General features: G+C 70.8%; 8 protein-coding genes. 3 read left to right on the forward strand and 5 right to left on the reverse strand.

Features of this window, described 5'->3' with window-relative positions; all coding sequences use genetic code 11:
* The coding region (locus Q664_RS56635) for an RCC1 domain-containing protein (RefSeq protein WP_369406343.1) at positions 1-545 on the reverse strand (545 nt) is incomplete at its 3' end.
* Between the two features lie 278 nt (positions 546-823).
* Between Q664_RS56635 and Q664_RS30025 the strand changes: the two genes are divergently transcribed.
* On the forward strand, positions 824-1,288 hold the full coding sequence (locus Q664_RS30025) for a class I SAM-dependent methyltransferase (RefSeq protein ID WP_043403467.1): 465 nt from the start codon (positions 824-826) through the stop codon (positions 1,286-1,288).
* On the opposite strand, the gene Q664_RS30030 is transcribed toward Q664_RS30025, so the two are convergent.
* The gene (locus Q664_RS30030; RefSeq protein ID WP_235216937.1) at positions 1,272-6,212 is read right to left on the reverse strand and encodes a hypothetical protein; all 4,941 of its coding nucleotides are present in this window, start codon (positions 6,210-6,212) and stop codon (positions 1,272-1,274) included. The genes Q664_RS30025 and Q664_RS30030 overlap by 17 nt on opposite strands.
* 187 nt (positions 6,213-6,399) lie before the next feature.
* Here Q664_RS30030 and Q664_RS30035 point away from each other — a divergent pair, with 187 nt between their 5' ends.
* A complete protein-coding gene (locus Q664_RS30035) occupies positions 6,400-8,238 on the forward strand; it encodes a VWA domain-containing protein (RefSeq protein WP_043403469.1) in 1,839 nt (612 codons plus the stop codon).
* Positions 8,239-8,309: 71 nt separating this feature from the next.
* Here the strand turns inward: Q664_RS30035 and Q664_RS30040 are convergent, their stop codons facing one another.
* Genes Q664_RS30040 through Q664_RS30050 form a run of 3 tightly spaced genes read right to left on the reverse strand, consistent with a single transcriptional unit; the run spans position 8,310 to position 10,835 of the window.
* Positions 8,310-8,984, reverse strand: a complete 675-nt coding sequence (locus tag Q664_RS30040) for a hypothetical protein (protein ID WP_084610452.1) — start codon at positions 8,982-8,984, stop codon at positions 8,310-8,312.
* On the reverse strand, positions 8,971-9,630 hold the full coding sequence (gene rdgC / locus Q664_RS30045; RefSeq protein ID WP_043403473.1) for a recombination-associated protein RdgC: 660 nt from the start codon (positions 9,628-9,630) through the stop codon (positions 8,971-8,973). Before rdgC ends, Q664_RS30040 begins: the two co-directional genes overlap by 14 nt.
* Positions 9,631-9,665: 35 nt before the next feature.
* Entirely contained in the window at positions 9,666-10,835 is a 1,170-nt protein-coding gene (locus Q664_RS30050; RefSeq protein WP_043403470.1) for a tetratricopeptide repeat protein, read from the reverse strand.
* 71 nt (positions 10,836-10,906) lie between these two features.
* On the opposite strand from Q664_RS30050, the gene Q664_RS30055 reads away from it, so the two are divergent.
* Positions 10,907-11,319: MAPEG family protein (locus tag Q664_RS30055; protein WP_160174529.1), on the forward strand; the 413-nt coding region annotated here is incomplete at its 3' end.

Genomic DNA, 11,319 nt, shown 5'->3' on the forward strand with positions numbered 1-11,319 from the left:
TAGATGTTGTCACCCCAGCCCCAGACGGTACCGTCCTCGCGCAACGCCAGGGAGTGGCTTTCGCCCGTCGCGATGGCCACGACGTCCGTGAGGCCCGACACCAGGGCCGGCGTGGGGTTGGGCATGAAGTTGCCGGGGTCTTGTCCGAGCTGGCCCGCCATGTTGTCACCCCAGGCCCAGACGGTGGCGTCCTTGCCCAGCGCCAGGCTGTGCATGCGGCCCGTCGCCACGGCCTTCACCTTGCCGAGGCCCACCGCCTTCACGGGAAAAGAGCGGTTGCGCGTCGTCCCGTCTCCGAGCTGGCCATAGGCGTTGTAACCCCAGGCCCAGAGCGTGCCATCCGCATCCAACGCCAGGGAGTGGGAGCTGCCGGCCGCGAGCACGCCCTGGAGTGGCGCGTTCCACGCCCGTCCGCGAAGGCTCGGCTCCTCGAGGGCCTCGCTCGTCAGCTCGGGGGCGGCCGGGTGCTGCAATGAGGATTCTTCGCTGGCACCGCAGCCGCTCATCATGACGGCCGTGAGCAATGCCATCCATCTGGCTTTCATCCAGGTATTCCTTTCCGTCGACATGGTGGTGCCCCACGAGCGCATGCCCGTTCGCGTTCGTCTGGCTTTGAGCCGCCTCTCTCTGTCCGAGGCTGGGGTCCACGGCCGGGAGCAGTTGGCGTGCCAATGTTCGATGTGGCGTAAACCCCTGGAATCACCGGTTGCCTGATTGCCCACCAGGGGAGCGGTGACGAATTTTGTCGAGGCGTGTGACCAGATTGGTCGCCGCGGCCCTCATCCGGGAATCAGGGACGCCAGACCTGGTGTAGAGAGGGGTCATGGCCGACAAGCGCCGCTTCGACCTCTTCGCCCAGTTCATCACCGAGCGGTTCCCCGCTCCGCGCATCTATGACATCGCGGGAGGGCAGGGCCGGTTGAACGAGGCCCTGTCCAGGCTGGGCCGCACGGTCACCACCTTCGACCTGCGCCACAAGCACCTGCCCGTCCGCTACGAGCAGCGCATGTTCACCCTGGAGGAGCCCTGCGAGTGCGACCTGCTCGTGGGCATGCACCCGGACGGCGCCACGCGCATCATCATCGAGTACGCGGCGAAGCACCGGCTGCCCTTCGCCGTGGTGCCGTGCTGCTCGGACAACAGCATGCCGTACAACCCGTGGCGGCGGCACCTGGCGGACCTGGCGCGCGAGCTCGGCTTCCCCCACGTGGAGGAGCGGGAGTTGCCCATGGAGGGCCGCTCCCTCGTCGTCCTCGGGGACTTCGGGCCCGTCAGTCCCAGCCCCTGAGCGCGACGCGCACGCCCCGGAGCCACCGGTCCAGCTCCTGACGGCGCAGCGTGGCGAACACCCGGCCTCCCACGATGGAGAGGCCGGCGAGCGTCATCACCACGAAGCCGATGCGATGGTCCCTCAACCCGGCGTGCACGAGCGTGGCCGCCACGTCCAGCGTGAGGAACAGCGTCCCCAGCGCCAGGTAGGCGCGGATGTGCAGCACCATGCCGAGCGCCACGCCCAGCAGGCACGCCGCGCCGAACACGAAGGCATAGGTGCCGTCCGCCGCCTGGCCGATCTGCAGCGTCAGCTTCGCCGCCGCGGGGACGTACAGCAGCATGCCACCCAGGATGCGCACCGCGTTCCTCGCCACTCGCGGCAGGCTGGACGTGAAGAGCTGGCCCAGCATCAACAGCAGCAGGCCGAGCGGCGCCAGGTAGATTTCAATGCCCTCCATGTCCATGGAGAGCGCGGCGATGAGCAGCGCCGCGTTGCAGGCGGTGGCCGCGAGCGAGCCGAACAGCCGGCTGCGCTCCACCGCGCCGAGGGCCGCGTACAGGAGGCCCGAGCCACCCGCCAGCAGCGCCGCCTCCTGCGTGGCCTCGCTGGGGAGCACCAGCGCCATGCCCACGGGCAGCAGCGCCGCGAACCGGCGGGTCGCCCGCTCCACCGGCGCCACCCCCGCCCGCCGCGCCAGCACCGTCACCCCCACCAGCACGAAGCCGAGCGCCAGGGCGAAGAGGGCATCGTGCTCGGGGCTCAGCTCCCGGGCGTAGAGCGCCCTCACGAGCGCGTACACGCCCACCACCGCCACCTGCACGAAGTACACGTGCCGTCCGGTGTGCTCGCGCCACGCGGCGTGCAGCGACACCGCCACCGCCAGCGCGATGGCCGAGCCCGCCAGCGGCAGTGCCCGCTCGTCCGGCGCGCTCCCCTGGGCCGCCACCAGCGTGAGCAGTCCACCCATCGCGATGAGCCACAGGTCGCGGCCCCAGGCGAGCCCCCGGGCCAGGTCCTCGCGTCCCTCCCGGAGCCGCCGGTTGGCCGCGTGCGCGAGCGCCGCCACCCCCGCCACGCAGAGCGCCAGGGCCGGGAGGTGCGGCACGAGGCGGGGTGTATTCATTCCCGCCACGAGCGCCACCGAGAGGCCCGTCAGCGCGGCGAGCCCCGCCAGCGTCGTGGCCTGGCCCGCGCCCAGCCGCGCCAGCGCGCCCTTCCACTGGGCCGCGCCGATGTACAGCGTGGTGGCCAGGAGCGCCGTGGTGAGGGGTAGGGACATGGACAGCATCCAGTCTCCCCCGAGGCCGTTCGCGTCCGAGAGCAGGAGCCGGGGAACGGCCATCAGCGGCTCGGTCCGGCCCCCACTGGCCAGCGCGTACACCGTCGCGTTGAGGGCATAGAAGAGGGCTCCCAACTGAGCACGCGCGCGCGCCTGTCCCTCGTCGAGTCCCCGCCGGCGGGCCAACCACGGGCTCAGCGCCACCACGCCCAGTGCCACCAGGGCGAGCACGGGGCCCGGCCACGCGCCCACGGTGGGCTCGCGATGCGCCAGGGCGTGGATGACCAGGAGCAGGCCCAGCCCTGGCACCAGCCGTCCCTGGGGCCGCGCCCGGCTCGCGAGCAGCAGCAGCCCGGCGCCGAGGGTGAGCACGGCCGCCTCCAGCCCCGGCTGGAAGAACGCCGCCGCGAAGACGAGCCCCGCGGCGGTGCCCGACCAGCCGTGCAGTGCCCGCATGAGCCGGGGGCCGAAGGAGTCGGAGCCGGACTCGCCGAACAGGAGGTGCTGCACGACGCGGACCCGTGCCCCCACCAGGGTCAGCGCCAGCCCCGCGCCCGCGTACGCGAGCCCCGCGGCGGCGAGCCCCATGAAGGCCAGGTACCACAGTTGATCCACCGTCTCACCGGAGGCGAGCCACGCCTCGGACGCGAGCCAGTGCGTGCTCCGGGCGGCTTCCAGGTACTCGGCGCGAACCCACTGCCCACCCGGAGGCAGCGTGGCCGCCAGTGGATGTCCGAGCACGGTGCGATGGACGGCCCACAGCGCGGCCCCTGGCAGCGCCAGGAGCAGCCCCAGGCTGGCGAGCGCCGGAGCCCGGAAGGAGAAGGCGAGCAGCAGCGCCAGGAGCGCGGCGCCCAGCGGCATGAGCGGAGGCACCACCGTCAACGCGCGGGAGAGGATGGGCCCACCTGCGTTCCACGCGCCCGCCGAGAGCACCACGGCGAGCGCGGCCACACCGGCATGCGGGACGAGGTGATAGACGCGGCCGTGGCGCTCGTTCTCCAGGAGGCGTCCGAGCCCCGGCCCGAAACGCCGCGTGGCGAGCGCCAGCAGCCAGAGGCCCATGCCGATGAAGGGCAGGCGCAGGGCGCTCACGTCGGGCGGCAGTGGACGTCCCGCGCGGTTGAGCACCGCCGTGAAGGCGATGAAGAGGCCCGCGAGGGCGAGCATTCCCACCGAGCCGCGCAGGCGCCACGTGACGAAGCCACGCGAGACGAAGGCGAGCAGCGCGCTCCCCGTGAGCAGCATCCCCGCGAGCACCACCCTGGAGCGTTGGTCCTCCACCGGGAACGGCATCCAATTCGAGAGGTAGAAGAGGGTGAGCGCGGCTCCCATGGCCGACACCACGGCGAAGCCATCGGTGTAGAGGGGGCGGCCCGACTCGGGGAAGGGCAGGCGGATCCACCCGAGCAGTCGCCGGCCTCGCGAGGGGGCCGCGGGGGCCTCGGGCTCGCGTCCACGCAGCGCCGCGATGGCGCAGAAACCGAGCGTCAGGCTCGCGAGCACCAGGGGCTGGCCGGCGAAGTCCATGGGGTGCAGCCCCTGGACGAACAGCACGGCCAAGAGCCCGAAGCCCCACGCTGACAGGGTGCTGACGAGCCGGCTCCGGTCCCGTCTCACGCGCAGCAGGAGGAGCACCGAGGCGAGGGCGACCGGCATGCAGCCGATGACGACCGCCGGGAGGCTCGCGCCCTCTCCGTCGACACCGCCCTGCACGCCAGCCAGGGCGAGCACGACTCCCACGGCGGCCAGGGCGAGCGAGAGGTCATCCAGGGGCAGGAGCTCGTCGCTCTTTCCCTTCCGGCGCATCCACGCTTCCTGGACGAGCCCCGCGACGCCGTAGAGCGCCGCCGCCCCGGTGAGCACGGACAGTTGCGCCCAATCCCTCGCCTCGATACCCACGGCGTCGATGACGCCGAAGGCTCCGAAGACCGCGGCGACGCCTCCCAGGTAGTGCAGGGCCCGCGCCTGGTACCCACCCGTGAGGTGTGCGGCCACGGCCACCAGCGCGCCCGCTGTTGCCGCCGGCCACCCCGTATCCGAGCCCCACATCGTGACGCCGTACGAGCTCAGTGGCAGCGAAGCCAGGGAGAGCAGCACGCCCCAGCCGAGCAGCCAGAAGCCGCGGCTGTGCTGGGCGTTCAGCCGTCCCATGGGCAGCAGACCCGCGCCCACGGTGGCGATGCCCACCACCCACCAGCGCGGATCGAGCGGCATCATCAGGCGGGCCAGGAGGACACCCGCCAGGGTCAGCGTCAGCACGGCCGGATGGACGAGCGCGCGGCGCCGGGGCTCGAGCAGGAAGAAGGTCAGCGCCGCCCCGATGGGCGTGAGGGCCGAGGCGAGGTCCACCCAGGGCTCCACGCCGGGCTGCACGGAGAAGGCCGCGAGCCCCGCGGCGACGGCTCCACTGGCCAGCACCGCGTGCGCGAGGGTCTCCACCACGGGCGCCGCCTGGGGATGGGCCTCGCGCGCGGAGGGTTGACTCGCCACGCCCGCGGCCACCGCGGCGAGCGCCATCGCCCAGAGCGTCATGCCGGCGAACAGGGGGCTCCCCGGGAAGAGGGCGTCGAAGCCGGACGGTGCGCTCGCGATGGAGAAGAGGGCGAGGGCGGCCGCTCCATAGAGGCTCGTGCTCAGGACGGAGAGCCCCGCCCGGGCCTGCTCCCGCCGGGCCCGCCATGCCGAGGCCCCGAAGGCCGCCACACCGGCGAAGGCACAGAGGGTTCGCGTCCAGGGCGCCTCGTCCAGCCCCATCAACGGCAGTCCGGCCATCAGAGAGGGGAGCAGCGCCACCCCGAGCGACACCGGGGAGGCCCCATACAGGAGGCGTCCCGTGGGTCTCAGCGTGAGGAGGGTGAGCGCGGCGACGCCGGCCGAGGCGGGCCCTCCTATCGCCGGGGCCAGGCCCACCAGGGAGGACAGCGCGACGAAGACGACGGGCAGCAGGGCGATGCCGATGCTCGCGAGCACCCGTCCCGCCGAGGCCGAGCGCCGGGCGAGCAGCACCCCGAGTCCGACGAAGGCCGAGTGGTAGGCGAAGAGCGCGCCCGTGACGAGCAACTGCCGGGGCACGCCGCCGAGCGCGCGCCAGGCCTCTCGCACGCCCATGAGCGAGCCGCCGAGCACCAGCACCGCGCCGAGGAACCACCACACGTACTCGTGCAGCTTGGGCGCCGCGCCGCTCGCGGAGTCATCGAGCGCCACCATCGCATCCAGCCCGCCGCCGAGCGCGCCCGCGTCCACGCGCTGGAAGAGGGCCTGTCCCGACTCCGACGCCAGGCCGATGCCCTCCTCCTCATGGTGCGGACGGGACGCGGACTCGCGCTCGCGCTCCTCGCGGGCCGCGTTCTCCAGCGCCTGGAAGAACGCCTGGCCCCACGTGGGGCGCCAGTCCTCGAGCTCCTCGAGCTTCCCGGCGAGCGCGTCCGCCTTCTGCTCCAGCGTGCTCGCGTCCTCGAGCAGCGGCACCGCGACGGCGGCGCTCACGACGGCGGCGCTCACGACGGCGGCGCTCTCCGGGGTGGTGTAGAGGGACTCGGTGAGCCGGGTCGCGGTGGCCGGTTCGAGCAGCCGCGTGGCCTGCCAGTCGGAGATCCGCCGCTTCAGCTTCTCCCGGACGAGCCTGTCCACGTGCTCCCGGGTCGCGGGCTCGAGCATGGCGCCGCAGTCCGGACAGGTGTCTTGACTCTCCCCGTCGCGGAGCTCGGCACAGACCAGGCAGATCATTGGGGTCCCCATTGTCCCTGACGCACGCGCCCGACGTAGCAGGGCGGGTAGGCCCGAGGTGACGCATGACAGAGGGTAAGACTAGGCTGTTTCGCCTCTTTCTCGAAAGGGCCTGGCCATGAAGGCGTCCTACACGTTGAGCCGTCCGGTACTTCCCGTGGGTACCTCCTCGAAGATCGACCTGCTGGTGTCGTTCAAGGCGGAGGCTCCGGCGGCGTCCGCGAAGCGCTCGCTCAACCTGGGACTCGTCATCGATCGCTCGGGCTCCATGGCGGGAGCGCCGCTCAAGCACGCCCTCCAGGCCTCGCGGCAACTGGTGGAGCGGATGGGGCCCGAGGACTGGCTCTCCATCGTCACCTATGACGACGCGGTGTCCACCGTGCTCGCGCCCGTGCGCGTCACGGACAAGGCGGCCATCGGCGCGGTGCTCTCCCATGTCCGCGCGGGCGGCTGCACCAACCTCAGTGGCGGTTGGCTCAAGGGCGTGGAGCACGTGAACGCCAACAAGGCCAGCGAGCGCATCAACCGCGTGCTGCTGCTGACGGACGGGCAGGCCAACGAGGGCATCACGAATGTCGAGACGCTCATCTCCACGGCCCGGGAGAAGTCCGCCGCGGGTGTCATCACCACCACGCTGGGCTTCGGCTCCAACTTCAACGAGGACCTGCTCATCGGCATGGCCAACGCCGGAGAGGGGCACTTCTATTACATCCAGTCGCCCACGGACGCGGAGGGCGTCTTCGGCATCGAGATGGAGGGGCTCGGCTCGCTCATCGCGCAGAACCTGGAGGTGACGCTCAAGCCAGCGCCCACGGTGAAGGTGGCGAGCGTGCTCAACCGCTACCGCTTCGAGTCCCGGGGCCAGGAGGTGGCGGTGGGGCTGGGCGACGTGTACTCCACCGAGGAGCGGCAGTTGGCGGCGGAGCTGTCGGTGGACGCGGGGGCGGTGGCCGGTCCGGTGACGCTGGCCACGCTGGTGTACCGGGCGCAGGTGGTGGTGGACGGGGCCATCCGGGAGCTCTCGGGCGAGGTGCCCATCGTCGTCAACCTGGCCTCGGCGTCGGAGTCCTCGGCGGTGTCGGCGGACAAGAACGTGCTGGCCCAGACGAACCGCTTGCGCATCGCTCGCGTCAAGGACCAGGCCGTCGAGCTGGCCGACAAGGGGGACCTCGCCACGGCCTCGCAGCGGCTGCGGCAGGTCATCGGCGAGCTGTCCGTGACGCTCGACAAGGCCTCCTATGACATCGCCGAGGAGGTGGAGCAGCTCGCGCACTACGCGCAGCGCCTGGAGTCGAGGAAGTACGACTCCGTCATCCGCAAGGAGCTGAGGGATCAGTCCTACCAGGCGGGCACGCGCAGCCGTGGGGACCTGGCGCTGCGTGGCACGGCGGGCGGCTCGGCGGACAGCCTGGAGGCGGTGGCCAGCGCGGGCACCGGCATCGTCCTCGAGTGCGTGCGCGAGGGCGGCAAGCTGCGCATCCACACCGTGTCCGAGGGGTATGACTCGAGCTTCAACGTGCAGTTCCCCCGGAGCGTGCGCGAGGAGGGCGTCACATACGTGGTGGACAAGCTGGAGCTGTCGGGGGACGGTACCTTCTACCGCGTCAATGGCCTCATCAAACGGCTGGTGCAGCCGGGGCAGGAGCGCGCGGCGCGTCCGGCGGGAGCGGCCGTGGCGAAGAAGGGCAAGCCCACCGCGTCGAAGGTGACGGCGGGCTCGGCGGCGGATCTGCCCACCACGAATTCGGTGGGCACGGGTGTCATCGTCCAGTGCATCAAGGAGGGCAGCAAGCTGCGCGCCCGCGTGGTGTCGGACGGGTATGACCCGAACCTCAACATCCGCTTCCCGCGCGACATCCGCGAGGAGAACGTCCTGTACGTGGTGGAGGAGATCACCACCACCGCCAATGGCAGCTCCTACATCGCCTGCGGGGACATCCACCGGCTCGTCCAGTAACGCGCGGGAAGGAGCGGCCGGGCCAGGGGAGCGGGACTCGCGGGCCCGCTCCCCGTTCCTCGCGCCGGGGCTCAGCCGCGCGCGGCGCGAGCCAGTTGCACCTTGGTGGCCCGGGGGGCCTCGTCCTCGCCCTTCATCCAGCTCTTCATGGCGGGGACCACCTTCTTGCTCCAGTTGCGGCTGGCGCGCACCTCGAGGAAGGCCTGCACCAGCGCGTCCACCATTCCGGAGAGCTGCTCGGTGAGGTAGAGCCGCTCCAGCAGCCGGTCATCCTCCTCCTCGGCCATGAGCTCCGGCAGCTTCGCGGCGCGGATGTCGAGGAACTCGGCGTCCAGCGTCACCTCGTACACCTTCTCGCCGTGGGTGAGGCGCCAGCGGGCCTGGTGGACGAGCAGTCCGCGGTCCATGGCGTGCTTCACCTGCTCCGAGTAGGGCGCGAGCGCGCCCCGGGCCATCAGCTCGGTGACGTCGCCGTTGACGCCGCGCAGGGTGCAGCGGCCGGTGTAGAGGACGACGACGCCCGTGCCCTCGAAGTCCACCAGCACATTGCCCGCTTCCGAGCGCCACAGCAGCCAGGTGAGGAACTCCCGGCCCAGGTAGGCCCGGCCGCGCAGCAGTTGCTCGCGCGCCTTGTCGCGTTCGATTTCCGCTTCGTCCCGCGTGTCCTCCTCGGTGGCGCCACCGTCGACGCCGGTGTCACCGCGCATGAAGGCCGCTTCGATCCTCGCCTGCTCACGCCTCCCCATGGGCCACCTCGCTGCTGGGAATCTCGTTGTGGGAAATCTCCATGCCAATGAGCTCCGGCGTGGGGACGAGCTCCTCGTCCTTGATGCCGGAGCGCGCGGCCATGGCGGCGGGCACCAGCGGCTGGAGCTTCACCTCGAAGGCCGTCTCCATGGCCAGGAGGATCTCATCCACCTGCTTGCGCGAGGCGGCCCAGATCTGCACCTGCTGCGTCTGCAGGTTCCAGCTCACGTCGTGCACCTTGGTGGAGGGCACGGCGCGCTGGCGCAGCATGTGGCGGATGGAGGCGCGGTTCTCCGCCTTCTCGCCCCGGGTGGGCTGGCGGCCGTTCTGCTTCTCGAAGGCGGTGGCCCACTTGTCCAGCTCGGCCTTGAGCACCGCGGCGGGCACCTTGACGGTGTCCACGCGGAAGCCGAACAGCGCGTAGTCGCCGTACAGGATGGCGCCGGTGGAGAACTCCACGGCGTCATGGTTCTCCAGCTCCACGAAGCCCGCGGCCCGCTCGTCCTCGGTCTTCTTGAGGTCGATGGGCTCGAAGGCCCCGGACTTCAAGCCCTTGGAGAGCCAGCGTTTCTTGTCGGAAGGAGCGTTTCCGGCCGGCTCGGACCGGAAGCGCGAGAAGGTCACTGCACCACTGAGGACTGGCATGAAGTCCGGCAACTTTCACAAGCCGGACCCCGCCGTCAAGGTACTGCTGGTGCGGCCTGCATCCGGCCGGCGCGCTTCTTCTTCCAGGCCTTGTATTCGGGGGACTTGACGAAGCCCGCGTACTCCTCGAGGCCCTCCAGGTCGGCGAGCTCCACGCTCGTGTCGCGCTCGATGGCGTCCAGGTAGCGGACGGTGTCCTTGAACTGCTTGTCCTGGAGCGACAGGCCGATGAGCACCCAGTGGGCCAGGGCGAGGGTGGGCTCGCGAGCCACGGCGGCCTTGAAGTAGCCGATGGCCGCCTTGCGGTCCCCCTTGTCCAGCATCACGCTGCCGCGCAGGTACTGGAGGTACGGGTCGTTCACCCGCTGATCCAACCGGTCCACCATCTTCATCACGGTGGCGTAGTCCTTGCGCATCATGTGGCCGTCGATGGAGATGAGATCCAGGCTGGGGTCGTTGGGGTAGGCCGTCTCGAAGTCCGCGATGGCCTTCTGGTACTCGGCCTCGTCGAGCTGGCCGGCGGCGGTGAGGCGCAGCAGGAGGAAGGGCTTGGTCTGGCGCAGGGACTTGGGCAGTGCCTCGAACGTCTTCACCACCTCGGCGAACTGCTTCTCCTGCACCATGCGCTGCATGGCCTGGAGCCTGGTGGCGTTCTTGAGGAAGTCCTGCTCCTTGCCCATGAGCTTGTCCACGAGGTTGTAGCCGGCCTCGGTGGCGGCCTGGAGGTACATGCGGCGCATGGTCTCGCTGAAGGGCTCGCCGGTGATGTAGGGGTAGAAGTCGACGATGACGACCTGGGCCTCGGCGTTCCTGGCCAGCTCCAGGTCCAGGTAGTTGACGCCGCCCTCGGAGCTCATGATGCGGTAGAGGGCGTGAGGGGCGCCGCCCTCCATGCGCAGCCGCAGCAGGCGGAAGCTGGAGTCATCCTCCCGCGTGGCGACGATCTGCTTGCCCAGCTGCATGCCCGAGCTGCGTACGCCCGAGGCGAAGCTGTCGTGGAAGACCTTGGGGGCGGAGGTGCCGCGCGTGGAGCGCTCGAGGAGCCGCTCCATGTCGACGCGCGTGTCCAGGAGGGAGCCGTCACCCGCGTGGATGCCTTTCTCCAGTTCCGTGGTGTAGGCCACGTACGCCGGATCCATGGCGGGGGCTTTCGTGGGCGCGGCCGTGGGCTGCGCCGCGAGGACGAGGAGGAGGAGGGTGAGCATGGTGCACGCACGGTACACGTGGGGCGCGCCCGCTGTCCAAACGCGCGCACTGCTGGTAGATGGCCCCCTCCATGAGCGATTTCTTCCCGCAGATGACGTCCAATCTGGTGCTGGCGTTCCCGGGCTTCCGTCTCTACGCCCTGTGCGCCGTCATCCTGATCATCAAGATGTTCGCCGTGGGCCTCCACACCGCCCGGACGCGCGCCCGGCTGAAGGTGGCGATGAATCCCGAGGACGCGGCCCGGTTCGGTGCCCAGGTCCTGACCACCGAGCACCCCGACGTGGAGCGCGTGCTGCGCGCCCACCGCAACGACCTGGAGAACATCCCGGGCTTCCTCATCCTCGGCCTCATCGCCGTGCTGGCGGGTGTGCCGGTGCTCGGCCTGCAGATCTGCTTCATCGCCTATACCGCCGCCCGGGTGGTGTACAGCGTCGCCTACATCAAGGCCATGCAGCCGTGGCGCTCGATGACCTTCGGCATCGG

This window comes from Archangium violaceum Cb vi76, from assembly GCF_000733295.1.
Taxonomy (GTDB): domain Bacteria; phylum Myxococcota; class Myxococcia; order Myxococcales; family Myxococcaceae; genus Archangium; species Archangium violaceum.